Origin of the sequence: Ilumatobacter sp., from assembly GCF_046290335.1 — a bacterium.
Lineage (GTDB): Bacteria > Actinomycetota > Acidimicrobiia > Acidimicrobiales > Ilumatobacteraceae > Ilumatobacter_A.
The window spans coordinates 236,950-256,557 of the sequence record NZ_JBKAGH010000003.1; the positions used below are offsets into that span (position 1 = coordinate 236,950).

Consider the following 19,608-nt stretch of genomic DNA (forward strand, 5'->3'; position numbering starts at 1 on the left):
ATGGTCGAGTACGTCTGGCTGATTCCCGCGTTTCCGTTGCTCGGGTTCACGCTCATCTTGTTGTTGGGCCGCCGTCTCGGTGAGCCTCGCGCCGGCTTCCTCGCCACCGCGATGGTCGCGGCCAGCTTCGTGGTCTCGGTGCTCATCTATCTCGACCTGCTCGGGATGTCGGAGGAGGAGCGTTCGCATACCGAGACGCTGTTCTCGTGGGTGCCGGTCGGCGACCTGTCGATCGACATGGCGTTCTTGGTCGACCCGCTGTCGATCACGATGTGCCTGTTCGTCACCGGCATCGGTTCGCTGATCCACCTGTACTCGATCGGGTACATGCACGGTGACCCGAAGTTCTCGAAGTTCTTCCTGTACCTGAACCTGTTCGTGTTGTCGATGACCCTGCTGGTGCTCGGCTCGAACCTGCTCGTCACGTTCCTCGGTTGGGAAGGCGTCGGCACCTGCTCCTACTTCCTGATCTCGTTCTGGCACTCCAAAGAGGCCAATGCCACGGCTGGCAAGAAGGCGTTCGTCACCAACCGTGTCGGCGACTTCGGCGTGATGCTGGCGATGTTCCTCGCGTTCGGTGCGGTCGGATCGATCGACTACGCCGTCATCAACGACTCGGCGCTGGCGGGCACCCTCACCCAGGCAACCGCCACCGGCATCGCCGCGTTGTTGTTCGTCGGCGCGGTCGGCAAGTCGGCGCAGCTGCCGTTGTACGTGTGGCTCCCCGATGCCATGGCGGGCCCGACGCCGGTGTCGGCGCTCATCCACGCCGCGACGATGGTCACGGCGGGCGTGTTCCTCATGGTGCGGATCAACCCGGTGCTCGGCGCGGCTGCCGACTGGGTGCCGATGATGATCGCCTGGATCGGCGCGATCACGGCCCTGTTCGCCGCCACGATCGCACTCGCCCAGAACGACATCAAGAAGGTGCTCGCGTACTCGACGGTGTCGCAACTCGGCTACATGTTCCTGGCCGTCGGCACCGGGGCGTACGTCGCGGCGATCTTCCACATGATCACGCACGCCTTCTTCAAGGCGCTGTTGTTCCTCGGGTCCGGGTCGGTCATCCACGGGATGCACGACGAGCAGGACATGCGCAAGATGGGCAAGCTCCTCAAGTTCATGCCGGTCACCGCGGCCACGTTCATCATCGGCTGGCTCGCCATCGCCGGGGTGCCGCCGTTCGCCGGTTTCTGGTCGAAGGACGAGATCTTGCTGTTCGCGGCTGCCGAGAGCTGGGTGCTGTATGCAATCGGCATCGTCACGGCGATCCTCACCGCCTTCTACATGACCCGCCAGGTCGTGATGACGTTTTTCGGTGACGCGAAGTGGGGCAGCCACGCCAACGAGGCCGAAGCTGGCGAACTGGAGTCGGAGCCCGATGCCGAACCGGTCGAGACGCACGGCGCGCACGGCGAGTTCAAGCCGCACGAGTCACCGCCGTTCATGCTCCTGCCGCTCGTCGTGCTGGCTGGCCTGTCGATGGTCGGCGGTCTGATCCAGTTGCCGTCGCTCGGGATCATCCCGAAGGACTGGCAGCACAAGCTGCTCGACTGGCTGCACCCGGTGGTCGGGCTGAACGAGGCCGAGATCACCGACACGACGGCGTACGACCTGAAGGTCACCTTGATCTTCGTGGCCATCGCCTGCGCGGTGATCGGCATCGTCGCCGGCTGGATGGTGTACCAACGCAAGGTCGCGACACCGTTCGAGCCGGAGATCCTCGCTCGTGGTTGGCGCTACGACGAGGCGATCTCCTGGTTCATGGGTAAGCCCGGGCGTGCCGGCTTCCAGAGCGTGGCCGACTATGACGCCAAGATCGTCGACGGTGCGGTCAACGGTGTCGGCACGATGGTGCGAGCCACGGCCGATCAAGTTCGCAAGGGCCAGACCGGCTACGTGCGGCAATATGCCGGCGTCATCGGGATCGGTGTCGTGCTGCTCCTCGGTTGGTTCGTCGTGATTCGAGGAATTCTGTGATTGCTGCTGGTGGCGCCGCGGGTGCCTTTCCCATCCTGTCGGCGCTGATCTTCACGCCGATCATCGGTGCCGTCGGCATCTTGCTGACGCAGAAGACGCGGCCTGAGTACGCGAAGCTCGTCGCGCTCCTGACGTCGGTGTCGACCGCAGCGATGAGCATCTGGCTCCTCGCGTCGTTCGAGACCTCCGACGGTGGCTTCCAGTTCGTGTCGCAGCACACCTGGATCGAACAGTGGGGCATCGGCTGGCACCTCGGTGTCGACGGCATCTCGCTGTTCCTCGTCGTGCTGACCGGCGTGCTGTTCCCGCTCGTGATCGTCGGCATCGATCCGCATCACGACGAGAAGCCGTACCTGGCGTGGATGCTCATGTTGCAGGCCGGCGTGATGGGCTCGTTCTTGTCGCTCGACCTGTTCTTGTTCTTCTTGTTCTTCGAGATCGTGCTCGTGCCGATGTACTTCCTGATCGGCGGGTGGGGCTACGAGAACCGCGAGTACGCGGCGACGAAGTTCTACCTGTACACGTTCCTCGGCTCGGCGTTCATGATGGTCGGCCTGATCGCGACCGCGATGCTCGCTCGCGACGATCTCGGCAAGATCACCTTCGACCTCGTCGAGATCGCCGAGGGTGCCGACTTCGCCACCTCGACCGGGCGATGGCTGTTCTTCGGGTTCGCGATCGCGTTCGCGGTGAAGGTGCCGATCTTCCCGCTCCACACGTGGTTGCCCGACGCGCACACGCAAGCGCCGACGGCCGGCTCGGTCGTGCTCGCCGGTGTGATGTTGAAGCTCGGCACGTACGGCTTCTTGCGGTTCGGCCTGTACCTGTTCCCCGAAGCGGCGGTGTGGAGCCGTTCGCTGTGGCTCACCTTGGCGGTCATCGGCATCATCTACGGCGCGATCGCCGCGACGATGCAGAAGGACCTCAAGCGCCTGGTCGCCTACTCATCGGTCGCGCACCTGGGCTTCATCGTGCTCGGAACGTTCGCGTTCACGTCGCAGGCGATCACCGGTTCGGTGCTGCAGATGATCAACCACGGCGTGTCGACCGGTGCGTTGTTCTTGTTCGTCGGTTGGATCTACGAGCGGCGCAAGACGCGTCAGATCAGCGAACTCGGAGGCATTCAGTCGGTCGCCCCGATCTTCGCAGCGGGTTTCATGGTCGTGATGCTGTCGTCGATCGGCGTGCCCGGGCTCAACGGCTTCATCGGTGAGTACCTGATCCTGCTCGGATCCTTCCAGACGGCGCGTTGGTGGGCCGTGGTCGCCACGGCTGGTGTGATCCTCGCGGCGTTGTATCTGCTGTGGGCGTACCAGCGTGTGTTCCACGGTGAGCCCGAAGGTGACAACAAGACGTTCCCTGAGTTGCGTGCCAAGGAAGCGATGGTGTTGCTGCCGTTCATCTTCGCGATCGTGTTCGTCGGCGTGTACCCGAAGCCGCTGCTCGACCGCATCGAGCCGTCGGTCGAGGTGCTCATCACGCACGTGGCTGAGCACAGTTCGCTCGACGAACCCGAGATCGGGACGCAGCGCGGCACCTTCGAGCCCACACACGGCGAGGGAGAGGAGGGCGACGAGTGAGCGGCATGCACGTTCTCCTGCAGCAGGCCGAGAACCTGAACCCCGAGGTCGGTTGGTTCGCGCTGTCGCCGCTGATCGTGTTGGTCAGCGCCGCGCTGTTCCTGCTCGTCGTGGGGGCGCTGACGCCGACGTGGCCGAAGGGCCTGTATGCGTTGACCGCTGCGACGGCCGCAGGCGCGACCGGTGCGTTGGCGATGGTGAACTGGGACGACATCTCCGACGAAGGGACCCGCACCCTCGTCGCCGGTGCGCTGGCGTTCGACACGTTCTCGATGATGGCGACGATCACGATCTCGATCGGTGTGATCCTGGTCGTGCTGCTCACCGATGCGTTCATCCGTGACACGCCCAACGACGGCCCCGAGGTGTACGCGCTGTACCTCGTCGCTGCGACGGGTGGCATCGTGATGTCGTCGGCGAACGACCTCATCGTGTTGTTCCTCGGTCTCGAGACGCTGTCGTTGGCGCTGTACGTGCTGGCGGCGTCGAACCGTCGCTCCGACGCGTCGGCCGAGTCCGGTCTCAAATACTTCGTGCTGGGCGGGTTCGCCTCGGCGTTCTTCCTCTACGGCATCGCGCTCGTCTACGGCGCGACCGGCTCGACGAACATCTCCGAGATGCTCGAGGCGTTGGCATCCGGTTTCGACGAGAACAACGACGCCTTGGCGTTGGCGGGAATTGCCATGCTGATCGTCGGGCTCGCGTTCAAGGTCGCTGCGGCGCCGTTCCATCTGTGGGCGCCCGACGTGTATCAGGGAGCGCCGACGCCGGTCACTGCCTTCATGGCGTCGATCGGCAAGGCGGCAGCCTTCGGTGCGATCGTGCGTGTCCTGATCGTCGGGCTGCCGGTGTATCGCGACGACTGGCGTCCAATCATCTGGGTGCTGGCGGTGCTGTCGCTGGTCGTGGGTTCGTTCCTCGCCGTGGTGCAGGACAACGTGAAGCGCATGCTCGCCTACTCCTCGGTGAGCCACGCCGGATTCCTGCTGGTCGGCATCGAGGCGGCGGCTCACACGGCCGGCGAGTCGAATCCTGGCGCCGGCGTGCCCGAGGTGTCGCTGTACCTGATCATCTACACGGTCCTGGTGATCGGCTCGTTCGGTGTCGTCACGGTCGTGGCCGGCACGGGCGATGCGTCGCTGTCGACGTTCAAGGGTCTTGCGAAGCGCAAGCCGGCGCTGGCGATCGCCTTCACCGTCTTCTTGTTGGCGCAGGCGGGTGTGCCGTTCACGAGCGGCTTCGTGTCGAAGTTCGGTGTGATCCAGGCCGCGGTCGAGGAGACCAGCTACGCGATCGCGATCATCGCGATGGTGTCGGCGGTCGTCGCGGCGTTCCTCTACCTGCGGATCATGGTCAGCATGTGGCTGCACGATGCCGAGAGCGATGCGCCGACGGTCTCCGTGCCGTTCAGCGCTGGCCTGGCGATCACGGCAGCGGCAGTGTTCACGATCGCTGTCGGCGTCCTGCCGGGCTGGTTGATCGACGCGACCGAAACCGTCACCGCCTTCGCCCGCTGATCGTCGAGTCGCTCAACGATCGATCGGCGTCCAGGTGCCGGCGATGCGGCGAGCGGGTTCGCCGTGGCCGACCGCGAGCGGCTCCGCGCCATCGGCGATGATCACACCGCCGCACTCGGGGAGCCCCCACAGGTCGATGTCGTCGGGGATCGGCCAGCTTCGTGGGCCCGATGCAGTCCAGTGGGGGAGCGCGAGCCCGCCGACGAGCCCGAGGCCGTCGACGACGTCGGTTCCCGTCGCGGCTCCGGGCCTGACGGTGCGTTCGCACAGCACCATCGCTCCCGCGGACGCTCCCGAGATCGCCGTCCCGGTGTGGTGGAGCGCGACGAGTCGTTCGCCGATGGTGCCGTCGAGCGCTTCGAGCAGGTTCGCCGGCGATCCGCCTGGTAGGACGATCAGCGCCACGGTGTCGTCGAGCGCAGCGACCGCATCGGCCAGGTCGGTGCGCGGATCGGGGACGATCACGACGTGTGCGCCGAGGCGCTCGTAGTGGCGCCGAGCGCGAGCCGATGCGCTGTCGTAGTCGCTGCCGACGCGGGCCGCTCCGGCGAGGACCGCCACCGAGCCGTCGCCGATCCGCTGGAGCACCTCGGTGTCCATCTCCTCGCAGTCGCGGGTGAATTCGTGGCCGCCTTGGAGACAGATCACGATCGGCTCGCCCTCGACGACAGCCAGCGGACCGCGACGATCGAACCGATCAACCCGCCGGTCGACGACAGGAACAGATCGCCGACGGTGTCTTCGTAGGTGAGTGCGAGTCCGCCGGCCCCGCCGAATCCGTCCTCCGACACGGCCCATTCCATGAGTTCCCACCAGACGATCGTGATCGCTCCGAAGCCGTAGCCGAGCAGCACGGCGTCGCGTCGATCGGTGACGTTGCGGAACCGGAACGCGTGGTACGCCCCGACGAGCAGCACCCAGTTGATGGCATGGAGCACATCGTCGGTTCGGGCGTAGTCGTCGTAGATGCCGAGCAGGTTGCCGAGCGTGTCGAGCAGGAACGGCGCAGCGAGCAACGCGTCGGCGGTGTGCGGGTACGGATCCCATCTGCGCAGTCGAGCGACGATCGGCACCACGATGACGGGCGCGAGAAACAGCGGGGCACGGAACCCCATCGCCTTGCCGTCGACGGTGTCGGGCGACAACCCGATGGCGATCGCGAACGATGCAACGAGCGCCACTTTCACCGCGAGATTCACGACCCGGGTCGCCGGGTGGCGATCGATCGCGAGCACAGGCGAGTCGGCCACGTTCAGCCGCCGAGGATGGCGAAGGTGCCGGCGGATGTGGCGATGATTCGTTCGTCGCCGTCGTGCACCCGCGCTTCGAGGTGGACGACGTTGCGTCCCCGCTTCACCACAGTTGCCTCCGCCACGAGGTGCCCTGCCGCCGCTGCCCTGATGAAGCGCAACGACAGTTCGACGCTCGCGCAGTAGAAGCCATCGTCGACAACGCTCATCGTCGCCTTGCCCATCGCCGTGTCGACGAGCGCGAACAGCACGGCCCCATGGACGACGCCGTTCGGGTTGAGATGTTCCGCGCCGATGCTGATCGACGCGATTCCCGCACCTGGCGCGTCACCGGTGAGTTCCATCCCGAGGAAGCCTTGGAGGGGAAACGTGATCGGCGGTGCGGCCGCGTCGTCGCTCATGGGGCGAAGCTACTCGTGCCGACTCGCACGGCTCGGATCCGCGAGGCTGAGATGATGCAGCAGCGTCCGCTCGATCTCGTCGTGCTCGACGGTGGACTCTCGACGGCACTGGAGGAAGTCGGCGCCGACCTGCGAACGTCGTTGTGGACGGCGCGTCTGCTGCGTGACGACCCCGACGCGATCGTGGCGGCCCATGCCGCGTACTTCGCCGCGGGCGCGCGCGTCGCGACGACGGCGAGCTACCAGGCGAGCCTCGCCACCCTGCCGGCCTCGCTGATCACCTCGTGCGTGACGCTCGCGCAGCGGGCGAGGGACGAAGCGGACGTCGACCAACCCGACCGCCTGCTCGTGGCGGCATCGATCGGACCGTATGGTGCCGTGCTGGCCGACGGCTCCGAGTATCGGGGCGACTACGGCCTCGACGCCACCCAACTCCGCGACTTCCATCTCCCGCGGCTCGAACTGCTGGCGGCCGCAGGCCCCGATCTGTTCGCCGTCGAGACGATCCCCGATGTCCGCGAAGCGGAAGTGCTCGTACCGTTGCTCGACGAGATCGGCCTCCCAGCGTGGCTGTCGTACACCGTCGCCGACGGCCGGACCCGCGCTGGCCAGGACCTCGAGGAGGCGTTCGCCGTTGTCGCAGGTAGTTCCTCGATCGTGGCGACCGGCGTCAACTGCTGTGCTCCGAACGAGGTCCTCGACGCCGTCGTCATCGCTCGCTCGGGCACCGGACTGCCCTGCGTGGCCTACCCGAACCGTGGGTCGACGTGGGACGCCTCGACCCACGAATGGGTCGGCGGAGGCACCTTTCCCCTCGACCTGATCCCAGCTTGGCTCGACGCAGGCGTCCGCCTCCTCGGCGGCTGCTGCGAGGTCGGCCCCTCCGACATCGCAGCCCTCGCCCGCGCCCTGCGCCACTGAGCGACAGTCTGGGTCTGACCCACTCTGTCGTTTTCCGGTTGGCAGCTTCTGTCACCCGCTGAGACGGTGTGGAGCGTCCTGGTAATGTCCTCCCGATGACTGGCCGGTGGGGTGTCGGGGTCGTCGTGTCTGTTGCTGTGGTCGCGTCCGCGTGTTCGGGCGGCGATGGCGACGCTCCGGCGGCGCCGTTGGAGCCGACCGAGTCGATCGAGTCGATCGTGGTCGAGTCTTCCGTTGTCGCGACGACGACCACGTCCCCCAGCCCGTCGACCACCAGCACGACGAGTACCACCGAGCCGCCGCCGACGACGACCACTCTGGAAGACCTCCGCCTCGACATCGAAGCAGACCTCGATGCGGGGGAGAAGTCCTTCTTGCTCGGCGCTGCGACACCCGCGGACCCGGACGCACTTTCGAGACTTGAGGACTTCAATGCGGATCGCGCCTTGGAGACTGCGAGGGACCTCTACCATCGGCTCGCCTCCGATGGATTGGTTGCGCGGCCGAACGCGGACATCGAGTCGCTCATTCGGGTAGTTGAGGTGCTCAGTAGCGAGCCCCAGTCGGCAGAGGTTCTGTTCTGTCGAATTGATGCGGGGGTTCTGGTGAACGCGGTCGGAGAGTCGGTCGACGATCGTCCGGTTCGGTACCGGAGCAGGGGAACCGTCGTCTGGGCCGATGGCATCTGGAAGCTCAGCACCAGCAGCACGATCTCGTCCGAGGACGGAGTTACGAGTTGCGACGACTAGTCGGAGGTCTGCTGATTGCAGTCGTCATGGTCTCGGGAATTCCTACGGAGGCAGGTATCGGGACGCGAGACGATGGGGACAATCAGCCGGCTCCGGTGGCCGTGGATTTGGGTGGCACGATCGAGGTGCGGACCCGGTACAACGGGGTGACGATCTCGGAGGGCGGCTCGGGTGGTCCGCGGTGTTCGTGGCGTCAGTTCTCGATGGGTGAGTACGAGGACTTCCACGACATCTCGGTGGTGTTGAACGAGCCGCCGTTGCCGGACGTCCCGGCGTTGCCGACAGCTCGCGAGCCGACAGCTCAGGAGTTGGCGGAGCACGACCAGGCCCAGGAGGCGTACGACTTGGAGGTGGAGCGTCGTGCGGAGGCGGCTCGATTGGAGCAGCTTCGTCGTGCGCAGCCGACGAACATCCCGTGGCGTCAGGCGGGTGAGGTGATCCCGCATGCGTTCTACAGCGTCTACTGCCCGGGAGCGGCAGCCGAGTTCGTCTACGTAGCGATCGATACCGATGCGACGGTGCTGCTCGATGAGCTCGAAGGCTTGATGCGCGGTCGGATCCCATCGCCTCAGCCGGATGTGAGTCCGTCGGTGGAGGCGGGTGGGATCGTGAACCTCGGGATGTGGTTGGCGATTGCTCCACCGGTGGTGCCGTCGCGTCTCACGGCGGAAGCGGGTCCGCGGTGGGTGACGATGACCGCGGCGCATTCGGTGACGTCGTTCGAGATGGGGACGGGTGATGTGGTGGTGTGTGACGGATCGGGTGATCCGATCGTCGATCTCGACACGGTGGAGGCGTCGCCGGTGTGTGGGTACACGTATCGGCAGCCGTCACCGGCGGGGGTGGGCTTTGTGTTGTCGATTTCTTCGGAGTGGGTGTTGCCGTGGGTTTCGTCGTCGGGGTCGGGGGTGTTGTCGCATACGCAGACGGTCGCGTTCGATTACGACGTCGACGAGGTCCAGACCGTCGGACGCGGGTGAGCGACAGAGTGGGTCTGACCCACTCTGTCGCTTGTGGAACTCTTGACCGCGGTTCAGCTCAAGCTGGACCCCGAGCCCGCCGATCCTCGACTATGACCGCATCGGAGATCGAGATGGGACGCCTCCGGGAAGCGGTCGAGAACGCTCCGCACGACCCGTTCCACCGTTGCAACCTCGCGTGTCATCTCGCGGCCGACGGTGCCTACGACGACGCGCTGATGCAGTTGACGGCAGCGTTGACGCTGGCGTCGAGCGCGATCACCGCCGGCTGCGTGGTGTCGGCGATCCGTGAAGTGGCGGACGCGTTCGCGACGGCGTGGCGTCTCCCGGTGATGGTCGACCCCTGGCTCAGCGATACCGCCTGAGACGTCTACTCCGGGAGGACGAACGGCGGAATGTCGGTGACGGGAATCTCCGGGCCGAGCGTCGCGCCGATCAGGTCGAGGCGGTCACCGCTCCAGAACTTGCCGGGGTCGTACCAGTTGGGTGGCCGGTTGGCTTCGAGCAGCCCCATCCGCTCGTAGGTGATCGCCACGACTTCGGCGCAGAACAGTTGCTCGAGCCCTGCGCTCCGCTTCACTCGCCCCTTCAACCATCCCTTCGCGAGCGACCCGGTGCCGGGAAACGTCCGGCCGTCGAGTTCGTCGACGACGTGCAGGATCGCGTCTTCCATCTCCGTCGTCACGTCGATGTCGATCTGGCGCATCCACGCGTCTTGTCCGTACCGGTGGTGCCACTGCCCGGCGGCGTCGACGAGGCGGTGCAATTGAGTGCCGCGGTGGGTGATGCCGGCCCAGACGTCGGGGATGGTCTTGCCGAGCTCGGCGTGCCACAGCAGCGGCGGGAGGTCGTCGAGGGCGATGACCATCCCGACGTGGTTCACCGGGCTGTTGGTGACCGCACGGATGGCCCGGTCGGCCGTCGATCGACCGCGGAACAGCCAGACGTCGCCGGTTCGGGTGAGGGCGGCGGCCTCGGCGAAGTCCATCGTCGCCTACGGTACTGATCGATGCGCATCTGGAAGTGGGTTGGTCTCGCGGGAATCGTCGGTGTCGCTGCGGTCGGCATCACGGCGGGCACGGTGACGGTGCAGCGCAAGCGCCGCGAGTTCGTCGACGCCGAGCACGACGAGCTGCGGGTGCGCCTCCACGAACGCTTCGCGCAGGCCCGAACCCGCGATGCGGCAGCTACTGGTAGCTGACCCACATCGGCGTGGGCGTGTTGTCGAGCGTCTCTGCGGGGGTCGGGGTCGGCGAGTCCTCGTCGAAGAAGTTCTTCCATCCGGTGCGGGACCCTGGCGGTAGGTCGGCGACCATGCGGCCCCAGGATCCACGCTTGCGCGCCAGCGTGCCGAAGCCGTCCATGTGCATCACGACCTGCACGCGATCGGTGCCGGCGATCGACGACTTGTCGGTGATCATCGACGGATCGAATTGGTGCAGGACGAGGAGTTTGGGCGGCAGGCCCTCCGATCGGGTGAGTTCGTCGAGGTACCAGGTCGTCTCGTTGACTTCGGCGGCGTCGACCGTGCCGATGGTGCCACCGCCCGGCGTTTGTGGTGCCCGGACGCGCCACTCGGGGTCGAGCGCCATGCTGACGTTCGGTCGGCGCCAGAGCTCGGCGTACTCGCGCGCCTGGTCGGGAAATCGAGCGCGCCCCGACTGGAGGTCGATGAGGACGTGGAATCCGTTGTCCTCGGCGGCGTCGATCCAGGGGAGGAAGAGCTCCGGCGGGAATTCGTTCGAGTAGTCGCCGTCCGAACCGGCGAACGCTGAGGCGACGGATCCGATGAGCTCGAACGCCGGCACGACCGGGCGGCCCAAGCCGACGTATCGCTCGGCGAGTCGAACGGCTCGGTCGACGGTCTGCTGGAGCGGCTGCTCGCCCAGCGCACCCAGCGTCGACGACCCGGGGAAGCCGTACAGCGCGACGTACAACGCCTGGGGGTCATACGCACCGGGCGTGTGCACGGGTGGGTCGACGCGTACCGCCTTCTCTGTCACATTGGCGAGGCTGTCGGCGTTCAGCGCGCCCAGCCCCATGGCGAACCCGAGCCCGAGAAACGACCGGCGACTTGCTCGTGTGGCGTCCATCACCAACAGAGGTTCCCATCGAGCGGGAGGCGGAAACGTGGGTCAGCGGTCGAGGCGGGAGTAGAACGCGGTGAGCGCCTCGGGGTCGAAGCGGGCGATCAGGTGGTTGTCGTCGTCGCGGCCGAGGTCGAGGGCGGGGCAGAAGAAGCCGTCGTCGCCGAGCCAGAAGTGCGGTGATCCTTTCACGCCGCGTTCGACGCCGAGGTCGTATTCGGCTCGGACGGCGGCTTCGTCGGCAGCATCGTCGACCGACAGGCCGTGGGCGGACGCGATGGCGTCGAGCACGTCGGGGTCGCTGATGTCTCGCCCCTCTTCGAACAGGGCGTGACGAATCGCGAGGCTGACGGCGAGTCCGGTCGGGGCGTCGACGTCGTAGGCGGCGATCGTGAGGCGGTGAGCGGGCACGGTGGTGGTCGGCCACTGGTCGGCGTCGAGCCCGGCGAAGGCGTCGATGTCGAGTTGTTCGCACAACGCGGCCGACTTCTCGATCACGCCGTCGACGGCGAGTCCGGCGCCGTTGACCCATTCGAGCGGCCAGGCGCGCACGATGATGTCGGTCGGGTGGTCACCGGCCTCGACGTGTTCGACGATGTGCTGGAGCCCGACGTAGGCGAACGGGCACGTGATCTCTGCGAAGACTTCGAGCGTGGTACTCATGGCTCCAGTATTGCGGCACGGCAGACTGCGCAGATGGCTGCATCGATCTCCCCGTCCAAGATCTCGGCCTGGCTCGAGTGCGCGCACACGATGACGCTGCACCATCTCGTCGAATCCGGCGAGCTGACGTTCGAACGAGGCCCGCTGGGCGAGATGGCCGAGATGCTGATGGCGAAGGGCCAGGCACACGAAGACGCAGTCCTCGCCCGCTACGTGGCCGAGGGCCGGTCGGTGTTCCGTGTGGCGGAACGGTCGAGCGAGGAGTCGTTCGAGCAGTGGGTCGAACGCGTCGGCAATCCGATGGCCGATGGCTGGGACGTCATCTACCAGTTGCCGATGGTGCACGACGGGGTGCGCGGTGTCGCCGACTTCCTCGTGCGCGTCGATGATCACTACGAAGCGGTCGACGCCAAGCTCGCCCGCCAGGAAGCCAAGCCGGGTCACGTCCTGCAGTTGTGTTTCTATGCCGATGCGCTCGAAGCCCTGACCGGGGTTCGCGGCGAGCACGTCCACCTCGCGCTCGGCTCGGGTCGCACCGAGACGATCCGCCTCGCCGAGGTCGATCCGTACTGGCGACGCATCCGTTCCTCGCTGATGACGGCGCTCGCCGACCCGCCCCGCACCACCGCTGAGAAGTGCAGCCATTGCGACTTCTGCGAGTTCCACCAGGTGTGCAACGACGAGTGGCGCGCCGCCGACTCGCTCGTGTTCGTCGCCGGCGCGCGCCGCGCCGACCGTGACGCGTTGCGGGCCGACGGCGTGACGACGCTCGCAGCGCTCGCCGAGGCGACCACCGCGCCTCCGGCGGTCGACGCGGTCCGCTTCGACAAGCTGGTCGACCAGGCCCGCCTCCAGTTGGCGTCACGTGTTGCGGGCGGCGCACCGCCTGCGTTCGAGTTGCTGGCCGCCGGCACCGGGTGGGTGGAGTTGCCCGAACCGGATGAGGGCGATGTGTTCCTCGACTTCGAGGGGCACCCGTTCTGGACGCCCGAGCGGGGTCTGTTCTTCCTGCTCGGTCTGATCCAGCGGAGCGAGGCCGGCGACTGGGAGTTCGTCGAGTTCTGGGCACACGACCGCGCCGAGGAAGCTGCGGCGACCAAGGCACTGATCGATCATCTCGCGGCGCGTCGGCAGCGTTTCGGTGGCATGCACGTCTACCACTACAACCACACCGAACGGTCGTCGCTCGAGGCGCTCACCACCGAGCACGCAGTGGCCGAGGTGGCCCTCGACGAGTTGGTCGCGACGGGCGCGTTCGTCGACCTGTATCCGATCGTGACCGGCTCGATCGTGCTCGGCGCCGAGTCGTACGGCCTCAAGCACGTCGAGTTGTTGACCGACTACGAACGCGGGCACGACATCGACCAGGGCGCCGGCGCGGTGGTGGAATACGAGCGCTGGATGACCGACGCCGACCCCGACATCCTCCGCCGGATAGCCGACTACAACGAAGACGACGTGCGTGCCACGCTCGCCGTGCGCGACTGGCTGGTGGCACATCGTCCGGCCGGTTCGGCGTGGCGGGTTCCGGTGCTCGACATCGTGCAGCGCGACGAAGAACTCGACCGGCGCATCGACGCACTGCACGCGTTCGGTGCCGACGCGCCCGAGCACCTGATGGGCGATCTGCTCGGCTACTGGCGTCGCGAGAAGCGCGCCGTGGCGGCCGACGTGTACCGGCTCGCCACGTCGGACGTGGCCGACCGGCGCGAGTCGCCCGGAGCGATCGCCGACCTGGAATTCCGGGAATTCGTCGAACTGCTCGACAAGCGTGGCAAGCCGCGCAAGTGGCCCGCCGCCGTGTTCACGTATCCCGCCCAGCCGGTCGACGCCGAGATCGAGCGCGGTGCCGACCTGATCCACGTGACGAGCGAGCAGGAGTGGACGTTCTTCACGGTCGACTCGATCGACCGGCAGGCCCGCGAGCTGCGGTTGACATGGACCGGCGATCACCAGGAGTCGGGCTTCGTGCCGACGAGCCTGACGCACTACGTCTGGTTCAGGGAGGGAGCGAAGATCGACGCGCTCGAGTCGCTGGCCGATGAACTGCTGGCGAGCACCGGCGACAAGGTGGCGCACGCCCTGCTCCGTCGCGAACCGCCGGCGATCGTTCCGGACATCGCGTACGTCGACGACTGGGTCGAGCACCTCGACGGCACCGTCCTGCCGGTGCAGGGCCCGCCGGGCACGGGCAAGACGTACACCGGCGCCCGCCTGATCCGGGGGCTCGTGAAGAGCGGCAAGCGCGTCGGCGTGACCGCGATGAGCCATCTGGCGATCGAGAACCTGCTGCGTGCCGTGGCCGAGCACTTCGACGAACTCGACGATCTCGACGCGCTGCGCGCGGTGCACAAGCACAGCGGAGGGCGGGTCGAGTCGGTGTCGTACGTCAACGACAACGGTCGGGTGGCCGACGGCCCGTACGACATCATCGGCGGGACGCCGTGGCTGTTCGCGAGCACGGCGATGCGCAACGCACCGGTCGACGTGCTCGTCGTCGACGAGGCGGGCCAGCTCGGGTTGGCCGACACGATGGCAGCGGCGATCTCGGCGAAGAGCGTGGTCTTGTTGGGTGATCCGCAACAGTTGCCGCAGGTGTCGCAGGCGAGCCATCCCAACGGTTCGGGTGCCAGCGCGCTCGCGCATCTCCTCGACGGCGATGCGACGATCAGTCCCGATCGCGGCGCGTTCCTCGACACCACGTGGCGGATGCACTCCGACGTGAGCCACTTCATCTCCGACGTGCTCTACGAGGGGCGCCTGCACGTCGACCCGTCGTGCGATGGCCAGTCGACCGAAGTGGGTGGGACCGGGTTGCGGTGGATCGAGGCCACGCATCACGACTGCTCCACCTCGTCGGCGGTGGAGGCCGAGTTGATCGCTGCGCAGATCCGGCGCTTGATGAACACCCCCTGGACCGATCGGCACGGCAACGTCGAGAAACTCCGTCCGAAGGACTTCATGGTGGTGGCGCCGTACAACGACCAGGTGCGGACGATCCGCGAGGTCTTCTCGACGCACAAGCGCTTGGCGAAGGTCGAGGTCGGCACGGTCGACAAGTTCCAGGGTCGTGAGGCGGCGATCGTGTTCTTCTCGATGACCACGTCGTCGTCGGAGCTGATGCCGCGCGCCGCCGATTTCCTGTTCTCCCGCAACCGTTTGAACGTGGCGATCAGTCGCGCTCGCTGTCTCGCGTACCTGGTCTGCACCGACGCACTGCTGTCGACGCGTGCCAAGACGGTCGACGACATGAAGCTGATCGGGTCGCTCTGCGCCTTCGTCGAACGCGCCGACGCAGTGTGACGTAGTGGTGACTCGTCGCGGTTCCGACCGCGATTGTTGAACATCTCCTTGCGCGGGGGGTGACGGGCGGGACGGTTTGTCGAGCGTCGCGGCACGGGCCCGTCGCAGACCGACAACCAGACCGGCATCACCATGCCATCTGATCGAAAAGGTAGATCACAATGTTCAAGGAACCTTCAGAGACGGGTCCGCCGCCTCGGCCCCACGGCCAGCGGCGCCGCCGAGTCGGAATCGCCTTGGCACTCGCGCTGGCGTCGAGCGTGACGGCGGTGAACCCGTTCGGGCCGGCGCCCAGCGTGTCGGCCGCTCCCGTCGGTGCGGTGCAAGAGGGCGGTCCGGTGATCCTGGATGGCACCGACTCGGGCCTCCACGGGTCGATCGCGCTCGACGGCAGCGGCGTTCCCAAAGCCAGTGAGCTCCGGAGCACCTGGGTGTACGAACTCAAGGCCTGGGAAACCCTGCTGGCCGGGGTGCCGTCGTCCTACGACCACAACGGCAAGGTCGCGATCGTCGGAGCATCGGCTTCGACCGCCACGAGCAACAACTGTGGTGGCGCCGCCCACTACGTCTCCCAGCGTCTCGCCTCGGGTGCAGTCGAGATCGACTACTTCGAGGGCGCAGCGGCGATCAGCACGCTGTTCGACGACGTCTTTGCAGGCACCGCGAACTACCAGATGATCCAGATCGTCGAACAGGGCTGGTGTGGCAACGGCATGGACAGCGCGGAGGCAGGCGCCGTCAACGCCCGTGGTCCGGCCATCGCTGCTCACGTCAACCGTGGTGGCGCCCTGTTTGCGCAGTCGCAGTCGTACGGATGGCTGAACTCACTGTTCCCGGACCTTTCTGCGTCGACGGCGTGTGGCGGCAGCACGCCGGAGCTGACGGCGGCCGGTTTCGCTCAGTTCCCCGGTCTCACCAATTCGAACATCGCCGCACCGTGGCACAACTGTTTCACGGCATCGGGTGAGTTCCCGCTCACGCCGCTGGCGTTGCAGGATGGCACGCACACGGTGATCCTCGGCGGCGATTCGGTGACGCTGCCGTCGACCGTGTCGCTCGCGACCACACCCGAGCAGCCTCGCCCGGGTGACGAGGTGTGCACGACCGCAACGGTCGTCGACTCGGCGGGTGACCCGGTCGAGGGTGCCAGCGTCGAGTTCTTCGTCGACGGCGAGTCGGTTGGCACGGAGCTGACCGACGCTGCCGGTGAGGCGGTGTATTGCTACACGGTCGCCACCTCGGGCGAGGACGACGTGACCGCCACCGTGGAGACCGGTCCGGGCACGGGCACCAAGTCGTCGACGATCACGACGTCGACGCTCTCGATCGATGCGACGCCCGCCGCAACGCTGGCTCGCGATGCGTCGGTGTGCATCGACGTCGTCGCTGCCACCAGCGACGGCTCGACCGAGACGCCCACCGAGGGCGCATCGATCTCGTTCGTCGTCGACGGGCCAAACGGCCCGGCGAGCGGCTCCGACGTGACCGACGCCTCGGGCGCAGCCCAGTACTGCTACACCGGTTCCAGCGGCGGCCAAGACACGGTCACGGCCACGATCACGAGCGGCGCTCCATCCGACTCGCGCTCGATCCTCGTCAGCTGGACCGGCGCCCGCGTCGATGTCATCGACGTCGAGCAGGGCGCCAGCCAGACCGGCAAGGTCGTGCCCGTGACGGTGGCGGAGTTCATCGCCGGCACGGTCTATGCCACCGTCTCCGTTCCGGTGGGCGAGGGCACGCTGAGCCTGAACACCTCGGGCTACACGGTGTCCATGACGGCACCGACCGTGAGCTTCAGCAATCAGACGACGCTGGCGTTCGAAGGCAGCCTCGCCGACATCACCGGTCTGCTGGCCTCGCGCCTCACCTGGGACGCTCCGGCCGATGCGGGTACCTCGGTGCTCACGGTCACCGTTGCCGACGATCCTGCTTCGCCGACCGAGACAGCGACCGGCACTGGTTCGTTGACGGTCACGTCGCCGCCGGTCATCACGCAGCAGCCTGAGAGCCAGACCGTGAACGCGGGCACGATGATCATGTTGCACGCTCACTCGTCGGGCTACCCGACGCCGGTTGCCCAGTGGCAGGTGAGCACTGATGATGGTTCGACCTGGACCAACGTCAGTGGCGGTGAGGCGGGGCACTTCCCGCTGCCGATCACCAATGAGATGGATGGCTACCAGTACCGCGCTCGTATCTCGAACTCGACCGGCAACGTCATCAGCGACATTGCTGTACTGACCGTCATTCCGGCAGTGGCACCTGTCTTCACCGACAGCACCATTGGCGATCTGCAACTCGGCGTCGCGGTGACCGACGGCGTGTCGGCCTCGGGTGCCCCGCTGCCGACGTACTCGGTGGCTGCTGGTTCGCTGCCTGCGGGCCTCGAGCTCAACACGACGACGGGTGCGATCACCGGTACCCCGGTGGTCGCCGGTCCGTACTCGTTCACGATCGAAGCGAGCAACGCGGTCTCCACTGCGTCGATCGTCATCAGTGGCACCGTCACGAGCATCCCGGTGTTCACCGACGGCACCGTCGCCAGCCTGAAGGTGGGCGTGCAGGTGTCGGATGGTGTGGCAGCTTCGGGTGTTCCGGCGCCGACGTATTCGGTCATCGAGGGCGCGCTGCCTGCCGGCTTGCAGCTCGATGCAACGACGGGAGCGATCACCGGAACCCCGACCAAGGCGGGTGACTACTCGTTCACGGTCAAGGCGACCAACTCGGTCGGTTCGGTGACGAAGGTGGTCAGTGGCACCGTCGACGTCGAGGTCATCCCGCCCAAGACGCCGGTCGTCCCGCCCAAGACGACGGTCGAGCCGCCGACTTCGCAGGACGACAAGGTGACCGTGAAGGGAAGCGGGTTCAAGCCCGGCTCGACGGTGGAGATCGTCGTCGATGACGAAGTCGTCGGCACCACGGTCGCAGACGAGGACGGCAACGTGATCATCGAGGTCGAGCCGCCTGCCGGATCGAAGGACTATGAGGTCGGGTTGCAAGGGGTCGCCGTCGATGACACGTCGGTCGACCAGTCCGACCGAGTCGTCAAGAACTTCGACGGTCGCAGTGTGGTCGTCCCCGACGACACCGGGTACATGCCGATGGTCCCCGTTCGTCTGCTCGACACTCGCGATGGTGAGCGTCCGGCGGCTGGTTCGACCACTCGACTGGCGATCGACGCCGCCGAATCCGGTCTGCCGGCCGGGGCGACCGAGGTCGCGATCAACGTTGCTGCGGTCAAGCCGGGCGGCCTCGGATTCGTGACCGTCTTCGGATGTGCTTCCGAGCGCCCCGAAGCATCGGCCGTCAACTTCGACAGCGGTGCCAACTCGTCGAACCTCGCGATCGTCGAGCTCGACGAGTCGGGTGAGATCTGCCTCTACGTCAGTGAGAGCGCCCATCTCGTGGTCGACCTGAGCGGTGCGTTCGCACCGTCGCAGTCCGACCGTCTCGGTTCGCTCGCCCCGACCCGTCTCCTCGATACACGAGGCGGCACACGGGTCGGTGCCGGTGAATCCGTCGAGGTACAGGTGACCGGTGACGGCCTCGCCCCGGACGGTGCCGCAGCTGCGGTGTTGAACGTGGCGGTGGTCAACCCGGACGACAGCGGCTTCTTGACGCTGTTCCCCTGCGACGAGGAGTTCCCGCTCGCCTCCAGCCTGAACTACGGCAAGGGCACGACTCGCTCCAACGCAGCGTTTGCGAAGCTGAGCGAATCCGGCTCCGTGTGTGTGTTCTCGTCGGTGGCGACCGACCTGGTGATCGACCTCAACGGTGCGTCGGCCTCCGGGAACACGTCGCAGCTGGTGGCGAACGTCCCGGTGCGAGTCCTCGACACCCGGTCCGGTGACAAGGTCGAAGCGGGCGAGACCCTCCGTCTCGACCTCGGTGCCAAGAGCGGGCTGAAAGACGTCGATTCGTACGCACTCAACGTCGCGGCGGTCCAGGCCGAGGGCACCGGCTATGCGACGATCTTCCCCTGTGGGACGGAGCGTCCGCTGGCGTCGAGCCTCAACTTCACGACCGGTACGCCCACGCCGAACCACACCACGGCCAAGCCCGGTGCGGACGGGGTGGTGTGCATCTACGTGTCGGCGACGACGCACATCGTCGTCGACGTGGAGGGTGTCTACCTCTGATCTGACCATCCACGTACCGATTTCTCACCCGGAGGGGC

At 66.7% G+C, this 19,608-nt stretch carries 16 protein-coding genes; 10 read left to right on the forward strand and 6 right to left on the reverse strand.

Going from position 1 to position 19,608, the window contains the following annotated elements:
- Genes nuoL through ACE37B_RS13690 form a run of 3 tightly spaced genes read left to right on the forward strand, consistent with a single transcriptional unit; the run spans window position 1 to window position 5,077 of the window.
- Window positions 1–1,980: an NADH-quinone oxidoreductase subunit L gene (gene nuoL, locus ACE37B_RS13680; RefSeq protein ID WP_409923884.1), complete on the forward strand. Its 1,980-nt coding sequence runs from the start codon at window positions 1–3 to the stop codon at window positions 1,978–1,980.
- On the forward strand, window positions 1,977–3,560 hold the full coding sequence (locus ACE37B_RS13685; protein WP_409923885.1) for an NADH-quinone oxidoreductase subunit M: 1,584 nt from the start codon (window positions 1,977–1,979) through the stop codon (window positions 3,558–3,560). Before nuoL ends, ACE37B_RS13685 begins: the two co-directional genes overlap by 4 nt.
- A gap of 5 nt (window positions 3,561–3,565) precedes the next feature.
- Window positions 3,566–5,077, forward strand: a complete 1,512-nt coding sequence (locus tag ACE37B_RS13690) for an NADH-quinone oxidoreductase subunit N (protein ID WP_409923886.1) — start codon at window positions 3,566–3,568, stop codon at window positions 5,075–5,077.
- A 12-nt stretch (window positions 5,078–5,089) separates the two neighbouring features.
- Here ACE37B_RS13690 and ACE37B_RS13695 read toward each other — a convergent pair whose 3' ends face one another.
- Genes ACE37B_RS13695 through ACE37B_RS13705 form a run of 3 tightly spaced genes read right to left on the reverse strand, consistent with a single transcriptional unit; the run spans window position 5,090 to window position 6,728 of the window.
- Window positions 5,090–5,725 (reverse strand): Type 1 glutamine amidotransferase-like domain-containing protein, encoded by a 636-nt coding sequence (locus ACE37B_RS13695; RefSeq protein ID WP_409923887.1) that lies wholly within the window; start codon window positions 5,723–5,725, stop codon window positions 5,090–5,092.
- Window positions 5,722–6,327 (reverse strand): hypothetical protein, encoded by a 606-nt coding sequence (locus ACE37B_RS13700; RefSeq protein WP_409923888.1) that lies wholly within the window; start codon window positions 6,325–6,327, stop codon window positions 5,722–5,724. The genes ACE37B_RS13695 and ACE37B_RS13700 overlap by 4 nt, the downstream gene beginning before the upstream one ends.
- A 2-nt stretch (window positions 6,328–6,329) precedes the next feature.
- Entirely contained in the window at window positions 6,330–6,728 is a 399-nt protein-coding gene (locus ACE37B_RS13705; protein ID WP_409923889.1) for a PaaI family thioesterase, read from the reverse strand.
- A gap of 54 nt (window positions 6,729–6,782) precedes the next feature.
- Between ACE37B_RS13705 and mmuM the strand changes: the two genes are divergently transcribed.
- From mmuM to ACE37B_RS13725, 4 genes are all read left to right on the forward strand, one after another.
- Window positions 6,783–7,649 (forward strand): homocysteine S-methyltransferase, encoded by an 867-nt coding sequence (gene mmuM, locus ACE37B_RS13710; RefSeq protein ID WP_409924338.1) that lies wholly within the window; start codon window positions 6,783–6,785, stop codon window positions 7,647–7,649.
- A gap of 188 nt (window positions 7,650–7,837) precedes the next feature.
- Window positions 7,838–8,398: a hypothetical protein gene (locus ACE37B_RS13715; RefSeq protein WP_409923890.1), complete on the forward strand. Its 561-nt coding sequence runs from the start codon at window positions 7,838–7,840 to the stop codon at window positions 8,396–8,398.
- 95 nt (window positions 8,399–8,493) lie between these two features.
- Window positions 8,494–9,378 carry a hypothetical protein gene (locus tag ACE37B_RS13720; protein ID WP_409923891.1) on the forward strand — a complete coding sequence of 295 codons (885 nt, stop codon included), beginning with the start codon at window positions 8,494–8,496 and terminating at the stop codon, window positions 9,376–9,378.
- A 92-nt stretch (window positions 9,379–9,470) separates the two neighbouring features.
- A complete protein-coding gene (locus ACE37B_RS13725; protein WP_409923892.1) occupies window positions 9,471–9,743 on the forward strand; it encodes a hypothetical protein in 273 nt (90 codons plus the stop codon).
- Between the two features lie 5 nt (window positions 9,744–9,748).
- Here ACE37B_RS13725 and ACE37B_RS13730 read toward each other — a convergent pair whose 3' ends face one another.
- On the reverse strand, window positions 9,749–10,366 hold the full coding sequence (locus ACE37B_RS13730; RefSeq protein ID WP_409923893.1) for a hypothetical protein: 618 nt from the start codon (window positions 10,364–10,366) through the stop codon (window positions 9,749–9,751).
- A gap of 21 nt (window positions 10,367–10,387) precedes the next feature.
- On the opposite strand from ACE37B_RS13730, the gene ACE37B_RS13735 reads away from it, so the two are divergent.
- Entirely contained in the window at window positions 10,388–10,579 is a 192-nt protein-coding gene (locus ACE37B_RS13735; RefSeq protein WP_409923894.1) for a hypothetical protein, read from the forward strand.
- Here the strand turns inward: ACE37B_RS13735 and ACE37B_RS13740 are convergent.
- On the reverse strand, window positions 10,566–11,471 hold the full coding sequence (locus ACE37B_RS13740; protein WP_409923895.1) for a hypothetical protein: 906 nt from the start codon (window positions 11,469–11,471) through the stop codon (window positions 10,566–10,568). The genes ACE37B_RS13735 and ACE37B_RS13740 overlap by 14 nt on opposite strands.
- A 42-nt stretch (window positions 11,472–11,513) precedes the next feature.
- On the reverse strand, window positions 11,514–12,128 hold the full coding sequence (locus ACE37B_RS13745) for a DsbA family protein (protein WP_409923896.1): 615 nt from the start codon (window positions 12,126–12,128) through the stop codon (window positions 11,514–11,516).
- 33 nt (window positions 12,129–12,161) lie between these two features.
- Between ACE37B_RS13745 and ACE37B_RS13750 the strand changes: the two genes are divergently transcribed.
- Window positions 12,162–15,431, forward strand: coding sequence for a TM0106 family RecB-like putative nuclease (locus ACE37B_RS13750; RefSeq protein ID WP_409923897.1), 3,270 nt, complete (start codon window positions 12,162–12,164; stop codon window positions 15,429–15,431).
- Between the two features lie 161 nt (window positions 15,432–15,592).
- Window positions 15,593–19,570: a putative Ig domain-containing protein gene (locus ACE37B_RS13755; protein ID WP_409923898.1), complete on the forward strand. Its 3,978-nt coding sequence runs from the start codon at window positions 15,593–15,595 to the stop codon at window positions 19,568–19,570.
- Window positions 19,571–19,608: the final 38 nt, after the last annotated feature.

Excerpts from the sequence above, each read along its gene's own strand:
- ACE37B_RS13740 (WP_409923895.1), bottom strand. The coding sequence starts at position 11,471 with ATGGACGCCACACGAGCAAGTCGCCGGTCGTTTCTCGGGCTCGGGTTC.
- ACE37B_RS13725 (WP_409923892.1), top strand. The coding sequence starts at position 9,471 with ATGACCGCATCGGAGATCGAGATGGGACGCCTCCGGGAAGCGGTCGAG.
- ACE37B_RS13745 (WP_409923896.1), bottom strand. The coding sequence starts at position 12,128 with ATGAGTACCACGCTCGAAGTCTTCGCAGAGATCACGTGCCCGTTCGCC.
- nuoL (WP_409923884.1), top strand. The coding sequence starts at position 1 with ATGGTCGAGTACGTCTGGCTGATTCCCGCGTTTCCGTTGCTCGGGTTC.
- ACE37B_RS13730 (WP_409923893.1), bottom strand. The coding sequence starts at position 10,366 with ATGGACTTCGCCGAGGCCGCCGCCCTCACCCGAACCGGCGACGTCTGG.
- ACE37B_RS13690 (WP_409923886.1), top strand. The coding sequence starts at position 3,566 with ATGCACGTTCTCCTGCAGCAGGCCGAGAACCTGAACCCCGAGGTCGGT.
- mmuM (WP_409924338.1), top strand. The coding sequence starts at position 6,783 with ATGCAGCAGCGTCCGCTCGATCTCGTCGTGCTCGACGGTGGACTCTCG.
- ACE37B_RS13735 (WP_409923894.1), top strand. The coding sequence starts at position 10,388 with ATGCGCATCTGGAAGTGGGTTGGTCTCGCGGGAATCGTCGGTGTCGCT.
- ACE37B_RS13750 (WP_409923897.1), top strand. The coding sequence starts at position 12,162 with ATGGCTGCATCGATCTCCCCGTCCAAGATCTCGGCCTGGCTCGAGTGC.
- ACE37B_RS13705 (WP_409923889.1), bottom strand. The coding sequence starts at position 6,728 with ATGAGCGACGACGCGGCCGCACCGCCGATCACGTTTCCCCTCCAAGGC.
- ACE37B_RS13755 (WP_409923898.1), top strand. The coding sequence starts at position 15,593 with ATGTTCAAGGAACCTTCAGAGACGGGTCCGCCGCCTCGGCCCCACGGC.